At 38.4% G+C, this 20,406-nt stretch carries 15 protein-coding genes; 4 read left to right on the forward strand and 11 right to left on the reverse strand.

The window, feature by feature from the left end:
• Nucleotides 1–76: 76 nt before the first annotated feature.
• The 3 genes from KYH19_RS14245 (at nucleotide 77) to KYH19_RS14255 (ending at nucleotide 3,630) form a co-directional block, all read left to right on the forward strand.
• Nucleotides 77–1,552, forward strand: a complete 1,476-nt coding sequence (locus tag KYH19_RS14245) for an amino acid permease (protein WP_219075604.1) — start codon at nucleotides 77–79, stop codon at nucleotides 1,550–1,552.
• 82 nt (nucleotides 1,553–1,634) lie between these two features.
• Nucleotides 1,635–2,984 carry a porin gene (locus KYH19_RS14250; protein ID WP_255562427.1) on the forward strand — a complete coding sequence of 450 codons (1,350 nt, stop codon included), beginning with the start codon at nucleotides 1,635–1,637 and terminating at the stop codon, nucleotides 2,982–2,984.
• A 79-nt stretch (nucleotides 2,985–3,063) separates the two neighbouring features.
• Entirely contained in the window at nucleotides 3,064–3,630 is a 567-nt protein-coding gene (locus tag KYH19_RS14255) for a MarC family protein (protein ID WP_132402614.1), read from the forward strand.
• A gap of 445 nt (nucleotides 3,631–4,075) precedes the next feature.
• Here the strand turns inward: KYH19_RS14255 and KYH19_RS14260 are convergent, their stop codons facing one another.
• From KYH19_RS14260 to KYH19_RS14280, 5 genes are all read right to left on the reverse strand, one after another.
• Nucleotides 4,076–5,245, reverse strand: a complete 1,170-nt coding sequence (locus KYH19_RS14260; protein ID WP_219075605.1) for an RsmB/NOP family class I SAM-dependent RNA methyltransferase — start codon at nucleotides 5,243–5,245, stop codon at nucleotides 4,076–4,078.
• A 30-nt stretch (nucleotides 5,246–5,275) separates the two neighbouring features.
• A complete protein-coding gene (locus KYH19_RS14265) occupies nucleotides 5,276–6,487 on the reverse strand; it encodes an ABC transporter substrate-binding protein (RefSeq protein WP_219075606.1) in 1,212 nt (403 codons plus the stop codon).
• Nucleotides 6,488–6,591: 104 nt separating this feature from the next.
• Entirely contained in the window at nucleotides 6,592–8,121 is a 1,530-nt protein-coding gene (guaA, locus tag KYH19_RS14270; protein ID WP_132402454.1) for a glutamine-hydrolyzing GMP synthase, read from the reverse strand.
• 180 nt (nucleotides 8,122–8,301) lie between these two features.
• Nucleotides 8,302–8,760 carry a dCMP deaminase family protein gene (locus tag KYH19_RS14275; RefSeq protein WP_121283536.1) on the reverse strand — a complete coding sequence of 153 codons (459 nt, stop codon included), beginning with the start codon at nucleotides 8,758–8,760 and terminating at the stop codon, nucleotides 8,302–8,304.
• Nucleotides 8,761–8,823: 63 nt separating this feature from the next.
• Complete coding sequence (locus KYH19_RS14280; protein WP_132402457.1) at nucleotides 8,824–10,260, reverse strand: MFS transporter; 1,437 nt, start codon at nucleotides 10,258–10,260, stop codon at nucleotides 8,824–8,826.
• A gap of 143 nt (nucleotides 10,261–10,403) precedes the next feature.
• Here KYH19_RS14280 and KYH19_RS14285 point away from each other — a divergent pair, with 143 nt between their 5' ends.
• Nucleotides 10,404–11,030 carry a LysE family translocator gene (locus KYH19_RS14285; protein WP_132402460.1) on the forward strand — a complete coding sequence of 209 codons (627 nt, stop codon included), beginning with the start codon at nucleotides 10,404–10,406 and terminating at the stop codon, nucleotides 11,028–11,030.
• A gap of 700 nt (nucleotides 11,031–11,730) precedes the next feature.
• Here KYH19_RS14285 and KYH19_RS14290 read toward each other — a convergent pair.
• The 6 genes from KYH19_RS14290 to KYH19_RS14315 form a co-directional block, all read right to left on the reverse strand.
• Nucleotides 11,731–13,632, reverse strand: coding sequence for a class II glutamine amidotransferase (locus tag KYH19_RS14290; protein ID WP_057932784.1), 1,902 nt, complete (start codon nucleotides 13,630–13,632; stop codon nucleotides 11,731–11,733).
• Nucleotides 13,633–14,328: 696 nt separating this feature from the next.
• Complete coding sequence (gene murI / locus KYH19_RS14295; protein ID WP_219075607.1) at nucleotides 14,329–15,144, reverse strand: glutamate racemase; 816 nt, start codon at nucleotides 15,142–15,144, stop codon at nucleotides 14,329–14,331.
• Nucleotides 15,145–15,683: 539 nt separating this feature from the next.
• Nucleotides 15,684–16,262: an OmpH family outer membrane protein gene (locus KYH19_RS14300; protein WP_121283541.1), complete on the reverse strand. Its 579-nt coding sequence runs from the start codon at nucleotides 16,260–16,262 to the stop codon at nucleotides 15,684–15,686.
• Between the two features lie 64 nt (nucleotides 16,263–16,326).
• The gene (locus tag KYH19_RS14305; RefSeq protein WP_121283542.1) at nucleotides 16,327–16,857 is read right to left on the reverse strand and encodes an OmpH family outer membrane protein; all 531 of its coding nucleotides are present in this window, start codon (nucleotides 16,855–16,857) and stop codon (nucleotides 16,327–16,329) included.
• Nucleotides 16,858–16,956: 99 nt separating this feature from the next.
• Entirely contained in the window at nucleotides 16,957–19,500 is a 2,544-nt protein-coding gene (bamA, locus tag KYH19_RS14310; RefSeq protein WP_132402466.1) for an outer membrane protein assembly factor BamA, read from the reverse strand.
• Nucleotides 19,501–19,649: 149 nt separating this feature from the next.
• Nucleotides 19,650–20,390 carry an isoprenyl transferase gene (locus KYH19_RS14315; protein WP_132402469.1) on the reverse strand — a complete coding sequence of 247 codons (741 nt, stop codon included), beginning with the start codon at nucleotides 20,388–20,390 and terminating at the stop codon, nucleotides 19,650–19,652.
• Nucleotides 20,391–20,406 lie beyond the last annotated feature (16 nt).

Here is a 20,406-nt window from a genome sequence, read left to right on the forward strand (position 1 = left end):
TAACTTAAATCCCTTTTACATTTTCGTAATTTTTATTTAGGTTTGGAGCTGAAATAATCTAAACAAAAACTAAAATATGGGTTTATTTACTAAGAAGCCAATGCATTTGCTGCTAGAAGAAGCAGGAGATTCAGCCAAAGGCTTAAAGCGTACACTTAGCGCTGGTGCATTAGTGGCACTAGGTGTGGGCGCAATTATTGGTGCTGGTTTATTTGTTAGAACAGCTGCTGCTGCTGCACAAAACGCCGGACCATCTGTTACTATCGGCTTTATTATTGCTGCAATTGGTTGTGCATTAGCTGGTTTGTGCTACGCAGAATTATCATCATCTATTCCGATTTCAGGTAGTGCTTACACTTACACTTATGCCACCATGGGCGAGCTTATGGCCTGGGTAATTGGCTGGGATTTAGTACTCGAATATGCTGTTGGAGCTGCAACAGTAGGTATCGCATGGAGCGAATACTTAAATAAACTTTTGGTAGAGGTGTTACACATTTCTCCCATACCCTACGAATGGTGCCACTCACCTTTCCAATCGCATCCTGATGGCACAGTAAACGGAATCATCAATCTTCCGGCTTTATTTATTGTAGCTTTATTAAGCTTGCTTTTAATTAAAGGAACTTCAGAATCTGCATTTGTAAACGGAATTATCGTAATCGCAAAAGTAGGTATCGTTATTTTAATCATTATTTTAGGTTGGGGCTTTATCCATGAAGCTAATCACCATCCGTATATTCCAAAAGCGACAACTTACGTAGATCATGCAGGTATCAGTCATAATTTTGGTGGTTTCTGGGGCGTTATTGGTGCTGCAGGAACAGTATTTTTCGCGTTTATTGGCTTTGATGCCGTGAGTACCGCAGCACAAGAGACTAAAAATCCTAAAACTGCTATGCCAATCGGTATCTTAGGTTCATTAGCAGTATGTACTGTTTTATACATCTTATTTGCTCACGTTTTAACAGGTATTGCTCCGGTTGAGTTCTTCAGAACCAAAGGTGGTGAGGCATCAGTTGTAGCTGCAATCAGTGAATATATGACAGGTTATAGCTGGTTAGCCAAATTGGTTACGGTAGCTATCTTAGCAGGTTTCTCTTCTGTAATCCTGGTGATGTTATTGGGCCAGAGCCGTGTATTTTATTCCATGAGTAAAGATGGTTTATTGCCAAAAATGTTCAGCGATTTACACCCAAAATTCAAAACACCTTACAAAGCCAACTTAGTAATTTTAGTAATTGTAGGTCTATTTGCAGCATTCATTCCTGGTGATGTGGTAGGCGATATGACCAGTATCGGTACTTTATTTGCCTTTATGTTGGTTTGTATAGCGGTAATTATCTTAAGAAAAACTGATCCAGATCTTCCACGTCAGTTTAAAACACCTTGGGTACCATTAATTCCAATTCTTGGTGTGGTTGCCTGTGGCTTAATGATTCTTGGTTTAGGCTGGACAAACTGGTTAAGATTATTTGGCTGGTTAGCTTTAGGCTTTATCATTTACTTTGGATACAGTAAAAAGAATTCACATTTGAAAGACGCTAAATAAGCTATATTTTTCAAAAAAATTAAAGCCCCGATTTAAAGTCGGGGCTTTTTTTTATGTTAAATAATTGTTAATAAAACTACCTTTGCAGAAAATTGATAAGATGTACCGCAATTCTGCTAAAATTAAGAGCGTTTATTTCTCTTTAACTGTTGTTTTACTATTCATATCCACATTAGGCTATGCACAAAGAACAATTAACGATGTAATGGATTCTACAACGGTAAACCATTTGCTTATTATTTCAAAGAAATATGGCTCATTATCGTTTAGTGGATATTTACAGCCACAATTTCAGGTTGCGCAATCAAACGGCACACAGGCAGAATACCAGGGAGGGAATTTTGGTGAATTTACCAATAACCGGTTCAGATTGAGAAGAGGTCGATTAAGAGCCGATTACATGATGCTTACAGAAGATGGGAGCCCTTCTACCTATTTTGTACTTCAGTTTGACGGCACAGAACAAGGTGTGGCCATCCGCGATTTTTGGGGACGTTATTACGAAAACAAATGGAAGATACTGGCAGTAACGCTGGGTCTTTCGGGCCGTCCGTTTGGAAATGAACTACAGCTATCTTCTTCTGTCAGGGAAGCACCGGAGCGTGGACGGATGTCGCAAATTTTAATGAAAACAGAACGCGATCTTGGGGTTACTTTTACCCTAAATCCACGTTGGAAAGATGCTACACTTAAAAACTTTGTATTCGATGCAGGCATTTACAATGGGCAGGGTTTGGCCGGGGCAGGAGAATTTGATAACAGCAAAGATTTTATCTTCCGGTTAAGCCATAAGACTTATGCATTTAATAAATTCACCATTGCAGGCGGTATCAGCACCTTACAAGGTGGTTTAAACCACCGTTTACCCCTTAGCTATAAAATGGACAGAAGTAGTGATCAATGGCAAATGGTTAAGGATTCATCCGCTTCAACAATTAATAAGGTAGCGCCAAGGAGATATTATGGTGCCGATATTCAGCTGGCTACAAAAACCAAAAGCTGGAAATCAGAATTAAGGGCCGAAGTGGTATCAGGACTACAAACAGGCACTTCAACAACCTCAACCACACCAGGCTCCTATCCTGTTGATAATAAATCGGTAGCCTTGCCTTATTACACCAGAACTTTTAATGGTGCATACCTTACCTTTGTACAAACCTTAAACAGTACGGACAACCAGCTTATTTTAAAGTATGATTGGTATGATCCGAATGCAAAGGTGAAAGGACTTGACATTTCAAGTGACAGAGGACTCTCTGCTGCAGACGTTCGCTTTGATACTTTTGGTTTTGGCTTTTTACATCACTTTAATCCACACTTTAAGGCGGTAATTTATTACGATATTATTAAAAATGAATCGACTCAGATAAAAGATTATACGGCTGACAGAAAGGACAATGTACTTACTTTAAGAACACAGTTCTATTTCTAATAAATAATCGCACAATTGAGGAATTGATACAAATTCCGCTACCTTTGCTTAAAATTGTCCAGCTATGAAATTCGATTTTATGACGTTCAACTTAAGCGAGATCATATCAACAACGATGGTGCTCTTTGCCATTATCGATATTTTAGGCGCCATTCCGGTTGTAATCGAATTACGTAGAAAAGCAGGACATATCGAATCGGAAAAAGCATCGCTGGTGGCAGCAGGTTTAATGATCCTTTTTTTGTTCGTTGGCGAATCGCTATTAAAAGTAATCGGATTAGATGTAGAATCTTTCGCTATTGCAGGCTCATTCGTAATCTTTTTTATCGCCATGGAAATGGTATTGGGATTAACCATTTTTAAAGAAGAAGCACCCGAAACGGTATCTATCGTTCCATTGGCTTTCCCTTTAATTGCCGGAGCCGGAACAATGACTACCTTACTTTCGTTAAAAACAGAATACCATACCCAGAATATTTTAGTGGGCATTATACTCAACATGTTGTTTGTTTATTTCGTGCTGAAGAACACCAACAGACTGGAAAAACTTTTCGGAAAATCAGGCTTAAACATCTTACGTAAAGCCTTTGGCGTAATTTTACTGGCTATAGCGATTAAGTTGTTCAGAAATAATACAGGGCTTTAGGGGGATGGAAGAGGTGAGACGGAAAATGGATGATGTACTTAGGGCAGGACCGTCATTTCGACTGTAGCGCAGCGGAATGGGGAAATCTAATTAATAAAGTCGTTATGCTTGTCTATTGCGGACATAATGACGATAGTACTATAAATGACAATCCTTTCACCAAACTGTAACAATAATTGCGTATATTCATCTAAACATAAAAGCTCACATCATGAAAAGCTTTGAAGAATATACCTTAATTATCGGAGCCATCGCTGTATTAATAGAAGCAGTGAAATACTTCAAAAAGAATTTCAAATCCTGGTTTGAGCATACTTAGTATGCATGCATTTAATCGTAATTTAAGCTTATTGCATTACGATTCCCAATCAAGTTGGGAATGACGATCAACTGAATAATCTTTCTAAAAAATAAGCCTATTGATCTTGAAATCCTAAAATCCTGATTAATCCTGGCTTCTCTTAATCAACCTTGCCACAAACATCGTATCCGCATTATTTTCATAACCTTTTATCAGTTCCATCTTTTCCAATTCTACTGGAAGTGTATCGAGCATATGCTGCACAACAGCTTCATTCTCTTGTGCAAAAGCAGAACAGGTAATGTAAATTAAAGGTTTACCTGGCTTTAAGTATTTTACCACGTTCTGTACAATGCCTTTTTGGATGGTTGCAAACTGATTGATTTTACGTTCTTCAAAAAAGGTAAGCATTTCTGGTGTTCTTCCCCAGGTGCCCGAACCTGTACAAGGTGCATCTAAAATAATTCCGTCAAACTGATAATGGTGTAAAACCTGATCATTATTTTGCAAAAGATCCAGTTCTTTTTTATGGTATTTTTTAATCCCTGACAAGCGAAAACGTTCATCCAGGTTTAATAATACACTTTCACGCAGATCAGAAACCAAAAGCTCGATCACAGGCTCAAAACTATGCAAAAGCAGGGTTTTGCCACCCGATGCGGCGCAGCAGTCCCACCATTTATCCCATTTATCAGGCTTAAAATATAAGCCAGTGTGTTGTGAGGATAAATCCTGAACCTGGTAACTTCCCTCATTTAAAATGGTTTCAAGTTTGGTTCCATTGGGTAAAGCCAGGGCAGTATCAGTAATTGCTTTAACTACAATATTTTCAGCTTCTAATTTAGAGCTAATTGCCGCAGCATCTTCAGCTTTCACCCGGATAAACAGATCGGGCTGTTTAAAAAAAGAGGTAAAAAATGCTTCTTTATCAATACCGACAGAAAGTGCTGCATGGAAAGGATAAACGTCTTCCAGATTAAAATCGGGGTATTTAACTTTAATCAGTGCTAATTTTTCCTCAAGCGGTGAATTAATGCTTTCCTTTAAATCTGGTAAATTCTTCTCCACAAGCAAGCTTAAAGTATCATGACATAGAAAATCTGCAATACTCAAACGGACTTCATGATGAAGCGTTGGTAAAGCTTTTCCTAATCTGAAAAAGCTATATATATGACGGGTAGCCCACCTCCTGTCTGACGAGCCCATTTGCTTATGCTGTTTAAAATAAGCGGGCAGAAAGCGATGTAAAGGCAAACTTCCATCATAACTATTTAAAATCTGTTCAAAGGCTCTTAACTGATGATCTGCTCTCATGCAATAATTAAAATGGAAGAAAATGATAGATTACTCAACTGGGCTTAAAGCAAAGTTTTTAAACTTCAACAGCATTAAACTGGTGTTAATATAGCCTAATTTTTCATCATGGATAAATGAAAAATTATTATGCAGCCCTTTATACTTATCCTTTACAATATAATCTTTATAATCTTCTCCGTAAGTTACCAGTAGTTTGCCAAAATAATAGCCAATATCGAATCCTTTAAAAGCATATTCGCCAGGCTCGAAACCATATTTATAACGGTATTTTTTAATAAAAGTGACCACTGCACTATTTTTATAGTCAATTTTATAAGATGAACTGATGATAGTATTCAGATCCTGCAGTTTATCAGTAGGGTAATTCTGTTTAACCCAGTTCGGGTGCCCAAAAAGCGAGATGTTATATCCACCTGCCGGAAGATGTTTTAATTTATACAGTTTTTCGATAGTAGGGAGCACAAAAGCACGGTCGGAAGAGGTAAGCACCACCGCATATTGTTTGCCTTTGATCATCCTTGTTTCAAAGGTATATACCGAAGCATACTCCTGCACAATAAATTTGGTATTGGCTTGAAGATCGTTCCTTATTGGTGCTGCAAATTGCTCGTCTTCAGTTTTTTTAGGATTAATCAATACCACTATTGTATTAGTGGGATTGTAATTTTTAGCCAGATAGGTTGCGATCTTTTTACCATGTAAGCCAATATTATTTACAACCGACACCAGGTTTGGATTGTTAAATTCAGTAGGTTCGGAGGCGGCCAATGGAGATACAATGATTGCATTATTTTCCTTGGCATAATTGGAGATAAACTTTAACCCCTCAGGAAAAACCGGGCCAATGATTAAATTGCTTTGTTTAAAACGCTCATTCCTGTACAAGAGCGATATATGTGCATTGTCATCCTCTGTATCGAAAACATTTAGTTTAAAATTTAAACCCAGGGCCGCGGCAGAATCCAACCCCAGTTTAAAGCCCTGATAAAAATCGATAGGCATCGCGTATTTCTCGATATCGGCTTTTGTGGCTGTTTTTAATTTCAGCTCGTTCAATTTAAAGGGAACAAGCAGGGAAACACTTGCCTGCGAAAACTTTTTGACAGGCTTTTTATCTGCAGGTTTCTCTTTTTCATCCGGTTTACTCTTTTCGGGCTTGGGTGTCCTGATTTTAGGCGAACAAGCACCCAAAACTATCGTAAACAAAACCAGCAATCCATAAACCTTCTTGAAATTCATACCTATCGTTTTTAACAAAATATGCTAGCAAAGTTTATTCCACCTTGCTAGCATCACATTTATTTTATGCAGTTTGGACTCCAAACTGAAAGCTCACAATTGAATTATTCCCACTCGATCGTTGCAGGTGGTTTAGAGCTGATATCATATACCACTCTATTGATCCCTTTAACTTTATTGATAATTTCGTTAGAAATTTTAGCCAGTACCGGGTAAGGTAAATGACACCAGTCTGCAGTCATACCATCCAATGATTCTACCGCTCTCAATGCAATTACATTTTCGTAGGTACGTTCATCGCCCATCACCCCTACCGATCTTACCGGTAAAAAGATGGCTCCGGCCTGCCATACCTGATCGTATAAACCTGCTTCTTTTAAATTGTCGATATAAATTTTATCGGCATCTTGCAAAATGGCTACTTTTTCAGGAGTAACCTCGCCAATAATGCGGATACCTAAGCCTGGTCCTGGAAACGGGTGACGACCCAGGATAAACGATTCTAAGCCTAAAGCAGTACCTACTCTTCTCACTTCATCTTTAAATAAAGTTTTAAGGGGCTCAACTACTTTTAATTTCATAAAATCCGGCAAACCGCCTACATTGTGGTGCGATTTAATGGTTGCTGATGGACCTTTAACCGAAACTGACTCAATAATGTCCGGGTAAATTGTACCTTGTGCTAACCACTTCACATCCTGAATAAGGTGAGATTCTTCATCGAAAACTTCGATAAACACACGACCAATAATTTTACGTTTTGTTTCCGGATCTTCTACTCCAGCCAACTGGCTTAAGAATTTATCTTTAGCATCAACGCCTTTAATGTTTAAGCCAAAATCTTTATACTGCTCTAAAACACTTTCATATTCGTTTTTACGCAATAAACCATTATCAACAAATATACAGTGTAGGTTTGTACCAATGGCTTTATGTAAAAGTACCGCAGCAACACTGCTATCAACACCACCTGAAAGCGCCAGAACAACTTTATCATTACCTACAGTCGCTTTAATATCGGCAATTGTGGTTTCAACAAAAGCAGCAGAAGTCCAGTCCTGGCTACATCCGCAAATATCAACCAGGAAGTTTTCTAAAAGGATTTTCCCATCAATACTATGGGTTACCTCAGGGTGAAACTGGATGGCATAAGTATCAGAATCTTTAATATGATAAGCCGCTACTTTTACACTATCTGTACTGGCAATCAGTTCAAAGTTTTCAGGAATATCGGTAATGGTATCGCCATGGCTCATCCAAACTTGCGAATCGATGTTGATGCCTTTGAATAGTTTATTCTCCTGGTTTACAAAATTCAGGTTAGCACGGCCATATTCGCGTGTTGAAGATGGCTGAACTGCACCGCCAGAATGTTGGGCAATATATTGTGCACCATAACAAACAGCCAGTAAAGGAAATTTTAAATGGTATTTTGATAAATCGATTTGAGGCGCATCTTCCTGGCGAACAGAGTATGGGCTACCCGAAAAGATAACACCTTTTACGTCCTCGGTAATCTCAGGAAGATTGTTGTATGGATATATTTCACAGTAAATATTTAGTTCGCGAACCCTACGAGCGATGAGTTGTGTAAATTGCGAACCAAAATCGACGATAATGATTTTTTCTTGCATCCGCAAAGGTACCAATTAGATATGAGATTTGAGAGGGGAGATTTGAGATTTTTGAAGGAAAAAGTCCGGAGTCGCTAGTCCGGAGTCCGAAGTAAATTAAGTGATTTAAACAATTAACCGGTTAACCTGTATACAACTTGCAGGTACTAATGAACCAATGACAAATGAACCAGTTAACCGCTAAGATTCGATCAAAATTACCTCTACTCCAAACTTCCTTAAAAAATCTACACCTTCATCGCTTGGCAAGCCTTTGTAAGCCGCATATGATTTAGAATAATACACCAGTTTAATTCCTGAAGATAAAATTAACCGGGCACAGGCAATACAGGGAGACAAAGTAGTGTATAAAGTACATCCTTCTATTTTCGAACCATTTTTTGAGGCATAAAGTATCGCATTTTCTTCTGCATGCAGGGCTAAAGAGCAGCTCCCCTTACTATCGCGTGCGCAACCATGCTCTGGCCATTCCTCATCACAATTGTGCGTACCGGCTGGTGGCCCATTGTAGCCAATAGAAATAATGCGGGTATCTTTTGTTAATACTGCACCAACATGCGCACGTACACAATGCGAACGGGCTGCCAAATCGGTGGCAAGGTTCATAAATATCGAATCGAAACTTGGTTTATCTGCCATATAGAAATCAAAAAAGCCACAAAGAAATAAATCTCTGTGGCTGCAAAATTACTTTATTAAAAATTAATGTCCGCCAGAAATTTTCTGGTCGAAGTTAATCCCTTGTGATCTTAATATCGATGCCACTTTCCAGGCATAAAATGCCAGGTAAGCAAAACAGATGATCCCTACGATATAACTGTGTTGAATACCTGTAAATTCTGATACTGCACCCTGTGCCCAGCTAATGATACCACCGCCCATAATCATCATAATTAGGAAGCTACTTCCCTGACTGGTGTGCTTACCTAAACCACTTACAGCTAAAGTAAAAATACATGGCCATAAAGTGCTACAGAATAAACCTACACTGGTAATTGCATAAACACTTACCATTCCTTTAGTAAACATTCCGATTAATAACGCAGTAATACCTATTGCCGAAAAGATGAGTAACATACGTGCCGGATTACCCTTACTTGCCATATCCGCAGCAATTAATACTAAGATAATTAAGCCATATATATAAAAAGGAGCCAGATCATGTTTCGCAATAGCATTTACGGCTAAAAAGATACCAAATGCCAAATAAGGCGCAATAAACCTTAACACTTTTTGCGTGCTCACGTTATCGGTAAAAGCCTCAACAGCACCTGTCCAACGTCCAATCATCATACTTGCCCAATATAAAGAGATATAAGGGGCAATATCTTTAATGGCAAAACCAAGATCTTTTTCCATGTAAGCAGGCAAATTACTTGCGGTTGATACCTCTACACCTACATAAACAAATATGGCAATCATGCCCAAAACCAATTGTGGATATTGCAAAGCTGATCCCTTAATCGATTTAGTATCATCTGCTGACGCTTCAACCAAAGCAGGTCTATCAGGTAAAGATGACATTTTTAAGAAAATTGCCACTGCAATAAAAGCTACTCCCAATATTAAATAAGGAATTTTAACGCTTTCTACGCTGATGTTCGTATTTGCATTTGCAGCAGAACCAAAAATGGCGAAACTTACAATCAGTGGTCCAATGGTTGTACCAAAGTTATTAATACCACCGGCAAGCGTTAAACGTTGCGAGCCTGTTTTAATTGGCCCTAATGCAATAGCTAACGGATTTGCAACAGTTTGCTGTAAGGAGAAACCTAATGCTACAATAAATAAACCAGAAAGCATTAAAGGAAATGAATGCAGGTTTGCTGCAGGATAAAATAATAAGGTTCCAAGTGCAGAAATAACCAAACCTAGTGCCAGCGAATTTTTGTAGCCCAATTTGTTTACTATATCTTGCCCCATGATAACAGAAATACCATTATATATTAAGGCGCCCACGGTATAGGCAATGTAAAATGCCAGTGAAACCAATTGGCTTTCGGCCTGCGATAAATCAAAAGCCTTTTTAAATACCGGGATGAGAATGTCATTACTGGCGGCAACAAAGCCCCAAAAGAAGAATACAGTGACCAGTGGGATAAATTGCGCCCACTTGGTTTGTGTTTGTTCTGAATTCATATTATAAATCTAGTTTTAATGGGGCTAAACATAAATAAAAAAAACTAATAACCAGTATTTTTTATGCAACCTATGCAACAAAAATAAATGTTAAATGTTTAGGTATAAAGTTGCATATTCGCATATTCTAAACAACACAATGCATGTTTGAAGCCATATTACTAGGTATAGGAGCAGGGATTATTTCGTCGTTTTTAACAGGGCCGGTTTTTTTTGCAATGATTAAAACCAGCATAGAAAGGGGCTTCAAAGCTGGTTTCTCTTTAGCCGTTGGTGTAATTATTAGCGATGTGGTCTTAATCGGCCTGGTTCTTTTTGGTAGCCAGTTTGTTGATTATAAAGCCGAATTTGACAAATACGTTGGCAGTATCGGGGGTATATTTTTACTTGCAGTTGGTATTTATTACCTGGTTTCTAAGATCACCGTAAATTACGATAGCACCACACTACAAAAAGTGAGTAAAAGGGGTTATGTGCTCAAAGGTTTTTTAATGTGTATCCTCACGCCTTCCACCCTCATGTTCTGGATTATTGTGAGTGGTATTATTTCAGTTAAGCTCAACAACATGCTTAACGAAAAACTAGTATGCTTTTTTATTGCCATGGCTACCCAATTGGGCATAGATGGCGCAAAGAGCTTCTACTCTAGTAAACTCCGTTATAAAATCAAAGAAGATGCATTAAAAAAATTAAATAAAATTGCAGGCGTAGTCATTATCTTCTTTGCCTTCTGGCTGATCATTAAAACTTATCTGAAGTTTTACGCATAATATATTGTATTCCAAGTTAAGGTCTGCTTAGGTGGTCAAATATTTTTAGAAAAGCAGGTGCAGTACAACTATTATTGTTAGTCCTGCCAATGCTGCAAGTCCTCAGCAAATGAAGAATTTGCCTCCGGGCTTTCCGGTAATGTCAGGTTTAGGTAGGGAAATGCAGTAGTAAAAATCTAAATAGCGAAGTATCGTCATCTCGACCGTAGTGGAGAGATCTTTTAATAAAGTCTAAAGATCTCTCCACTACGCGTTGCTTCTGTCGAGATGACGATTTCCTCCCGCCGTGGTTCGTATCCTCACGAACCGCTAAAAGCATCAACCTTCACCTCTAACATCAGCGATTGTGCCTTATGGTTAAAAGTTTTGAAAAGCAGTTGTATTGCTACTATTAAGCGTCACTCCTGCCAATGCTGCAAGTCCTCAGCAAATGAAGAATTTGCCTCCGGGCTTTCCGCGAATGTCAGGTTTAGGTAGGGAAATGCAGTGGTATTAATAGAAATGAGAACCTTCTTTGTGCCTCCGTGCCTTAGTGGTAAAAAAAATACCCTTGGTTTATCACCATGATCGGAGCCTAAAGGCTTTTCTTTCTCTGTGCAAACTCAGTGCACTCGGTGGTAAAATAATAATGAGCGCAAAAAAATAGCCCATATTACTATGAGCTATTTGTTATTCTTGTCCCCTTTAGGAGATTTAGGGGCTAGTATGCCCTTTGATTATTTCCTTCTTTCCAGTTCACAAAAGCTTTATTAACCACTTTATTACCACCTGGTGTAGGGTAATTTCCTGAGAAATACCAATCACCTTTGTTTTTCGGACAAGCCTCATGCAGGTTCTCTAAACTTTGGTAAATTACTTCAACCTCAGCAACAGTACCTTTTGGGGTAATAATCTGTGCAATTTTAGCTGAGATTTCTTCAGGAGTAAAGGGTTTATAAATTTCCTTAACGTGGTTTACAATTTCCTCCTTAGGTAAAAGTAACGAAGCTTTACACTTGGTGTAAACATCTTCAATCACCTGCCACATCCCACGCTCGGTTAGCAACTGGATTGCAGCATCGAAAGCCACAAACTGCCCCATTCTGCTCATATCGATACCATAACAATCAGGGTAACGGATCTGAGGTGCAGAAGAAACAATAATGATTTTCTTAGGGTGTAAACGGTCCACAATTTTAATGATACTCTGCTTTAAAGTAGTACCACGAACGATCGAATCATCCAATGCGACTAAAGTATCCTGGTGGTTGTTGATAATACCATAGGTAGTATCGTAAACGTGTGCCACCATTTCGCTCCGGTCTGCGTCCTGGGTAATGAAAGTTCTTAATTTTACATCCTTAACGGCCAGTTTTTCTACACGTGGCGCTAAAGACAACAGGTCTTCAAGCTGCTGATCTGTAAGTGTTTCTTTTTTATGTAACAGGATATCTTTCTGGTGCCTGCGTACATATTGCTGTACACCATCAACCATTCCGAAAAACGCCACTTCTGCCGTATTTGGAATAAATGAGAATACTGTATTTTTTAAATCGTAGTTAACGGCCTGAAGGATTTTATCGCTTAGTAAACGACCTAACTGTTTACGCTCACGGTAAATTTCAACATCACTTCCTTTTGAGAAATAGATACGCTCGAAAGAGCAGGATAACCTTTCAGTAGGCTCACGGAATTGCTCCATGCTTACCTCACCGTTTTTCTTAATGATTAAAGCATGACCCGGATCGATCTCTTTAACATCTTTAAACTGGATATTGAATGCAGTTTGTAAAGCTGGTCTTTCCGAAGCCGCTACCACAATCTCATCGTCATAATAATAATATGCCGGACGGATACCTGCAGGGTCGCGCATAATGAACGAATCGCCATTACCCACCATACCACAGATAGAATAACCTCCATCCCATGTTTTGGCTGAGCGGCGAAGAATATTCGCGATATCTAAATTATCAGATATTTTGTGTGTAATTGCAACGTTATCATGCCCTTCTTTTTTATACTGATCGAAAAGCTCCTGATTTTCATCATCTAAAAAGTGACCGATTTTTTCTAATACCGTTACGGTATCTGCTTTTTCTTTTGGATGCTGACCTAACTCGTACAATTGCTCCAATAACTCATCAACATTCGTCATGTTGAAGTTACCTGCAATGACCAGGTTACGTGTCATCCAGTTGTTTTGCCTTAAAAAAGGGTGGCAATTTTCGATGCTGTTTTTACCATGCGTACCATAACGCAAATGGCCCATTAACACCTCGCCAATAAAGCTTACGTTGTTTTTGAGCCATTCTGTATCCTGCATTAATTCAGGGGTGTTTTCCTGGATATCGACAAATTTGTTCTGTACATATTCGAAGATATCTGCTACCGCATTAGATGCCATGCTCCGGTATCGGCTAATGTACCTACTGCCCGGTTTCATATCCAGCTTAATGGTGGCAATACCTGCGCCATCCTGGCCCCGGTTATGCTGTTTCTCCATTAAAAGGTATAATTTGTTAAGGCCGTAAAGTGCTGTACCGTACTTTTGCTGGTAGTAAGAAAGTGGTTTTAACAGGCGAATAAAAGCGATTCCGCATTCGTGTTTTATCTGATCACTCATTGTGTGGGTTTGAAGCCGCAAAGTTATCCTTTTAAACCATTACAACCTAAACAAAAATGTTTTCTTTTGTCACAACGGGGTTAATTTGGAATCATACAACTTAACGTTATTTAGCAGTATTAAAATAATTTAAAACAACAAGTTATTAAAAGAGTTAAAATTAAGTATTGCAGAAAAAGATGCAGTTGTTGCCTTTTTAGAAGTATTATCCTATCCTACAGTGATACCAGGGTAGCGCAATTGCCACAGCAATTTAGATTGGAATATTGGGTTGGGAGTTTGGAATTTATGGACAAAAATTTGTTTACCCTTTCTTTACCAGTTGTTTACCCTTTCTGTACACCAAGTTAACCCCAGGGTTACCCCTTGGTTACCTATTCTTTACCTTTTGGTTACCTAAAAGGTAAAGCCAGGGTCTGCTTTAGGTCTTTATTTGGTAAGCCAGAGCCGATGCTGCCCGCCAGCAGCTACGAAGCACACCCGTTCAAGGATGGTCTTAAAAACATATTCTTGCCTGTTTCCAAAGCGCATAGGGCTGCCAAAGAATATCCTCAATCCGTTAATATTTCTCTTAGTGAACAGTGCTGACCAGACATAGGTTACCATTTAACAATTTGTATTTGACAGTTAACCGATTCCAGCTGGCGATTGGACGTCAACAATCAAACAATCTGGCAATTCAACAATCCATATCCATCACATCTTATTTGATTTCAGCGCTTCTCCAAAAAAAACAGAGGCGTGTTCATCAAAAGCTGCAGGATCACCACTGGTATAGAAATCTCTTTCGCCCTGTTTAGCTAGTTTTTCTTCGATTTCAGGATGTCGCTTTAAGTAATCAACTAAACTACTAGCTACAATCTCACCCTGCGTTAAAACGCTTATATGATCCGGAAATACTTTCTTCAGTTTAGGCATTAATAAAGGATAGTGTGTACAAGCCAATAACACACAATCAATAGCTGCCGATTGGCTAAATAACTGACCGCAATATTCATTGATAAAAAAATCTGCTCCCGACTCAAGGTGTTCGTTGTTTTCGATCAGCGGAACCCACATTGGACAGCTTTGCTGGTAAACCTTAATCTCAGGAAAAAATTTATTGATCTCCAAAAGATAAGATTGAGAATTGACCGTTCCCCTGGTTCCCATTACCCCAACTTGTTTCGTGGTCGTATATCCATCAATAACCTCTGCCGTAGGCCTGATTACGCCCAATACCCTTCTATCTGGATACTTAGCAGGAAGATCGATCTGCTGGATGGTTCTGAGCGCTTTTGCCGATGCCGTATTACAAGCCAGGATAACCAAATGGCATCCTTTAGCAAAAAGCCATTCTACGCATTCTAAGGTATATTTATAAATGGTCTCGAAAGAATGATCGCCATAGGGCGAACGGGCATTATCACCCAAATAGATGTAATTATAATCGGGCAATTTATCGGCAATAGAACGAAAAACTGTTAAGCCACCGTAACCTGAATCGAAAATACCTATTGGCGAAGCCTGCATTGTGTTGGAAGTTGAAATATTAGAAAGTTGTAAAGTTAGTTGAAAATTGGAATGTTAGTGTTATTAGTGGCGTATAACTGATTTTTTTGACATATGCTAGGGTCTTGCCTCGGCTCGCCGCCGCCGAAGGGCTCTTTCTTTTTGGCATCAAAAAGAAACAAAAAATGCCGGCTGAAAATTTATTCATTTGTTGTTTATAAATTCAGTTGCATTCATGAGGGCTTCGCCGTTTTCTTTTGAAGCCAGTTGTGCGGCCAGAGCAGTGCAGCCCGAAAAATTTGTTAGGCCGGATTTAAGTAGAACGGGGATACCGTGCTATGGCCTAGCTGGATGGAAATGCGAAAGTAGTTAAATGATGTGGTGGCTTGTTTCGGGATCTTACTTAAGTGAACATCAAGGATGCTGAAATGAATCCGATAGTTATTGGATCAGCATGACGAAAATCCTAAAAACAAAAAAGCGGAACTAAGTTAAACTTAATTCCGCCTTATATCTTGAACTGGTAGGGAGACTCTCGACTCCGAACTCACGACTCATGACTATTTTTTAGGTGCCGCTGGTTTTGCTGCAGTTGCAGTGATTCCTAATTTAGTTTTTACTGAAGCTGTAATATCATCACCACCTTCCCAGAAAACTAAATTGTTACCACCTTGTCCGTTTGCGATATCGAAAACGTAAGCTAACCCTTTTTCTTTAGCTACAGCAGAAATTGCAGTTGCAACTTTAGCCTGGATAGGTTGGAATAATTCACCTTGTTTAGTACCTATATCTTGTGAAGCTTTAGTACGCGCATCAGTAATGCGTTTTTCTAAATCCTGTAATTCCTGACCTGCAGCTTGTAATTCTTTACCTACTGATTCTTTGTTAGCTTCACTTAAAGTTTTTTGTTTAGCTTCTGCAGCAGACATTTTGCTTTGATATTCTTTGATCATTGCATCGATATCGGCTTGCTTTTGTTTACCTAAGGTTTCTAAAGTAGTTTGAGCTGCTTTAGCTTCAGGTAAATTTGCAAAAACCTCCTCTGAATTAATGTGACCCAATTTTTGTTGTGCACTTGCCATATTCGCTGTAAACAATAACCCTGCTGCTACAAAGAATACGTTAATTAACTTTCTCATCGTTTTATTTTACTTTTTTATTTTTTTTCTAATTGTTTTCCTTCAAAAATCAGGGGCGAATATACTAATTATTTACAGTCCCTGGTTTATAACCTAACTTTACAATTACATCATTACTAACGTCGTAACTGCTACTTGCATAAATCATCATTGTTGCTTCACTGCTCTTGTCGAAAATGAAGTCTAAATATTTGGATTTTGCAATCTGTTTAATAGCCTCGGCTACTTTATCCTGAATAGGCTTAATTAATTTTACCCTGCTTTGAAAAAGATCTCCATCGGGCCCAAACTTAGAACGTTGAAATTCTTTAGCCTGTTTTTCTTTTTCTATGATTTCGTTTTCACGTCTTTTGCGCATATCATCAGTTAACAAAACCTGATCTGCCTGATAAGCCTTGTACATCCTGTCAATTTCAGAAAAATTCTGATCAACCTGTTGTTGCCATTGTTTAGATGCTACATCTAACTGACTGAGTGCCGATTTATATTCTGGTAAATGTTTCAAAATATACTCCGTGTCTACGTAAGCAAACTTCTGTGCAAAAGCACCAAAAGAAGTGCAAAGCAGGAATGCGATAAAAAGATACTTCTTCATTTGTGTGTGTGTTAATGATATAATAATAACCTAAGCTTTCTTTAAACTCCCATTGCAATGATTTATTGCATAATTAGTTAAATTTTTACGCTTTATCAATTAAAATCCACCTAATTGTTGTGCGATACTGAAAGTGAAGTTTTGCTTACCACCATCAGCTACTCCCGGGATTCTGTCAAATGCATGTCCGTAATCAATACCCAATAAACCAAATATAGGTAAGAAGATACGTGCACCTACACCAACTGATCTTCTCACGTTGAAAGGATTAAAATCGCCAAACCTGTTCCAGGTATTACCGGCTTCTGCAAAGGCTAAAACAAAGGCTGTAGCTTGCTGACTTGCTATAACCGGATAACGCGCCTCCAGTACATATTTAGTATAAATAGGGCTACCAGATTGTTGCGCAATTCTTGGATCAGAACCATTTGGAATAACGGTATTGTTTGCATAACCACGCATGGCGATTAGTTCAGATCCCTGTAAGAAATCGAATCCCTGCATACCATCACCACCCAGTTTGAAACGCTCAAATGCGGATTGACCTACTGCTTTGCTATATTGACCTAAGAAACCGAATTGTGCCTGCGCCTTAATTACTAAGTTACCTGCAACACGTTGGTACCATTGCGAATCGAATTTCCATTTATGGTATTCGGTAAAACGGTATTTTTCTTTATCAGATGCCGTTGCATAATTCACTTTGTTGAACAGTGAATATGGTGGCGTTGCCTGAACAGTGAAACGGATAAATGATCCCGATTTAGGGAAGATTGGCGAATCTCTTGAATCGCGGCTAATTTCTTGTGATAAACTTAAGTTATAAGATGTACCTGAGCTAAATAAATAACCTGTATAGTTATTTAAGATATACTGTTGTAAACTCACTGCGTGGGTTAACTGGAAGTAGTTATCCGGCCAGTTTAATCTTCTACCTAAACTAACGGTTACCCCGTTTAAACGGATTTTTTGAAATAGCGGATCACTGCTGCTGATACCGTTAGATTGCAATGAGGTAAATGCACTCACTCCAAAGCTTACCGGTTTCTCGCCACCAAACCAGGGTTGTGAGAATGAGAAACTATACGATTGGTAATATTTACCGTTGGTTTGTCCACGTAAGCTTAATTTCTGTCCATCACCTTTTGGCAATGGTTTATAAGCTTTTAAATTAAATAAGTTGCGTAATGAAAAGTTATTGAAGGTTAAACCCAATGTACCAATAACACGACCACCACCAAAACCACCTGATAATTCGATCTGATCTGAAGGTTTCTCTTCTACTGCATATTCAATATCTACAGTACCATCTGCCGGGTTAGGGCGAGGTGTAGGTACCGTTTTAGACTCATCAAAGTTACCTAACTGACCAATTTCGCGAATGGTACGGATTAAATCACTTTTGTTAAATTTCTGTCCCGGTTTGGTACGGATCTCACGTAAAACAACCTTATCATTGGTAATGGTGTTACCTTTTATAGTAATGCGGTTGTTGGTATATTGCGGTCCTTCGTACATGCGTAATTCCACATCAACAGTATCGCCATAAATTTTGGTTTGTACCGGATCGATATTAAAAGTTAAATATCCATTGTCGGTATACATACTATTAATGTCGCCACCGTTTTCGCCACCGCCATTTAATTTTTTATTTAATTTTTCTTCGCTAAAAACATCACCTTTTTCAATGGTTAATACTTTTTTCAAAATGCTATCCGGATAAATGGCATTACCTGCCCAGGTTATATTACCGAAATAATACTTTTTACCTTCGTAAAGGTCCATTCTGATATTAACTTTTTTCTTGTTATACTGGTAAATGGTATCTTTTAATAATTCCGCATCACGATAACCTTTCTCGTGCATTTTACCAATCATTTTAACTTTGTTCTCTTCGTATTTTTCTTTTGCGAATTTTCCAGAGCCCCAAAAACGCCACCAGGCAAACTGCTTAGGGCTTTTAAGGTATTTTCTCAGTTTTGCTGATTTGAAATCTTTATTCCCAGTAAAATCGATATGTTGTACTTTAACACGATGACCTTTATCAATATATGCTTCTAATACCACACTATTTTCTGCATTCGGATCTTTACGCGTTTTGTAATCGATCTTGGTAAAGAAGAAGCCTTTATCTAATAAATATTTTTTAACAATGGCCGATGTGGTATTGTATAGGTTATCGTTTACGATTTTTCCCGTTTTATCATTTAACTTTTCCTGAATGGCCGTTTTTTCAGATTTACGGATACCTTTTAAATCTATCGAACTTAAACGCGGACGTTCTACTACTTCAATTTCAAAATAAACAGAATCCTGAACAAATTTTTCGATGTTAAGTTTAACATCATCAAACAAGCCCTGTGCCCACAACGTTTTAATGGCATCAGAAGTTGCTTCCCCAGGAAGAACGATTTTATCGCCTTTAGTTAATTTAGACAAAGTGATTAATACTTCTTTATCTAAATATTGGGTTCCGGTTACGGTTGTACCTCCAATGATATATTCTTTTGGACTAAAATAATCGAGATCTAAGCCACCGACCTTTAAAGAAGGGGTTACCGGAGCCTGACCTTGTGGACGTACTTGAGCGAAGGCCGGAGCGGCTAAAACTAGTAGGATTAAAACCTGAAATATTCTTTTCATTAAAATTATTTGTTCAGTAATGACCAAAAGGTAACGGTGTTTTATAAAGCAGAATTTCTTTACGTTGTTCCCTTATTATGGTTTCATTTATCGTATAAAAGTGGTGCTAAGTTAGCTTAAACGCTTGTTAAAAAGTGTTAAAAGAAAAATTAGTTTAATTGCTCGCTAATTTTACCAAAACGGCGTTCGCGTTTTTGATAGTCTACAATGGCCTCGAAAAGATCTTCACTTCTGAAATCCGGCCATAAAACATCAGTAAAATAAAACTCAGTATAAGCCATTTGCCAAAGCAGGTAATTGCTGATACGGTGTTCGCCACTGGTCCTGATCATGAGTTCAGGATCGGGCATATTTACAGTTGTTAGTTTCGATGAAAACAGTTCTTCATTAATATCATCCAAAGAAATGGCATTGTCTTTTACAGCTGATGCAATTTTTTTAGCGGCCTCTAAAATCTCCCATTTCGCACTATAACTTAGTGCCAGTGTTAAGGTACATTTTTCGTTATGGGCTGTTTTTTCCATGGCTTCCTTTAAATCATCTATACACTCCTGTGGTAAAGATTCAATATTGCCAATGGCATTCAGCTTAATATTGTTTTTATTAAGTGTTTCGGTTTCTTTATTGATAGTAGAAATCAGAATCTGCATCAAAGCATCTACTTCTTCTTTAGGTCTATTCCAGTTTTCAGTAGAAAAAGCATATAAAGTAAGGTATTCAATACCCACCTCAACACAACCTTCTACAATATCTTTTACAGAAAGTACACCTTGTTCATGTCCGAAAACCCGGATTTTGCCCTGGCCTTTTGCCCATCTTCCATTACCATCCATGATTACGGCAATGTGCTTTGGCAGGCGGCTATAGTCTATTTGTTCTTTAAATCCCATTAATTATGTCAAAATC

This window comes from Pedobacter sp. D749 (assembly GCF_019317285.1).
Classification (GTDB): Bacteria; Bacteroidota; Bacteroidia; order Sphingobacteriales; family Sphingobacteriaceae; genus Pedobacter.

What these genes read in the sequence shown, in the direction of transcription:
- KYH19_RS14300 (WP_121283541.1), bottom strand. Translation starts at nt 16,262, where the DNA reads ATGAGAAAGTTAATTAACGTATTCTTTGTAGCAGCAGGGTTATTGTTT.
- KYH19_RS14280 (WP_132402457.1), bottom strand. Translation starts at nt 10,260, where the DNA reads ATGAATTCAGAACAAACACAAACCAAGTGGGCGCAATTTATCCCACTG.
- KYH19_RS14260 (WP_219075605.1), bottom strand. Translation starts at nt 5,245, where the DNA reads ATGAGAGCAGATCATCAGTTAAGAGCCTTTGAACAGATTTTAAATAGT.
- bamA (WP_132402466.1), bottom strand. Translation starts at nt 19,500, where the DNA reads ATGAAAAGAATATTTCAGGTTTTAATCCTACTAGTTTTAGCCGCTCCG.
- KYH19_RS14275 (WP_121283536.1), bottom strand. Translation starts at nt 8,760, where the DNA reads ATGGCAGATAAACCAAGTTTCGATTCGATATTTATGAACCTTGCCACC.
- KYH19_RS14305 (WP_121283542.1), bottom strand. Translation starts at nt 16,857, where the DNA reads ATGAAGAAGTATCTTTTTATCGCATTCCTGCTTTGCACTTCTTTTGGT.
- KYH19_RS14245 (WP_219075604.1), top strand. Translation starts at nt 77, where the DNA reads ATGGGTTTATTTACTAAGAAGCCAATGCATTTGCTGCTAGAAGAAGCA.
- KYH19_RS14265 (WP_219075606.1), bottom strand. Translation starts at nt 6,487, where the DNA reads ATGAATTTCAAGAAGGTTTATGGATTGCTGGTTTTGTTTACGATAGTT.
- KYH19_RS14315 (WP_132402469.1), bottom strand. Translation starts at nt 20,390, where the DNA reads ATGGGATTTAAAGAACAAATAGACTATAGCCGCCTGCCAAAGCACATT.
- KYH19_RS14290 (WP_057932784.1), bottom strand. Translation starts at nt 13,632, where the DNA reads ATGAGTGATCAGATAAAACACGAATGCGGAATCGCTTTTATTCGCCTG.
- KYH19_RS14285 (WP_132402460.1), top strand. Translation starts at nt 10,404, where the DNA reads ATGTTTGAAGCCATATTACTAGGTATAGGAGCAGGGATTATTTCGTCG.
- murI (WP_219075607.1), bottom strand. Translation starts at nt 15,144, where the DNA reads ATGCAGGCTTCGCCAATAGGTATTTTCGATTCAGGTTACGGTGGCTTA.
- KYH19_RS14255 (WP_132402614.1), top strand. Translation starts at nt 3,064, where the DNA reads ATGACGTTCAACTTAAGCGAGATCATATCAACAACGATGGTGCTCTTT.
- guaA (WP_132402454.1), bottom strand. Translation starts at nt 8,121, where the DNA reads ATGCAAGAAAAAATCATTATCGTCGATTTTGGTTCGCAATTTACACAA.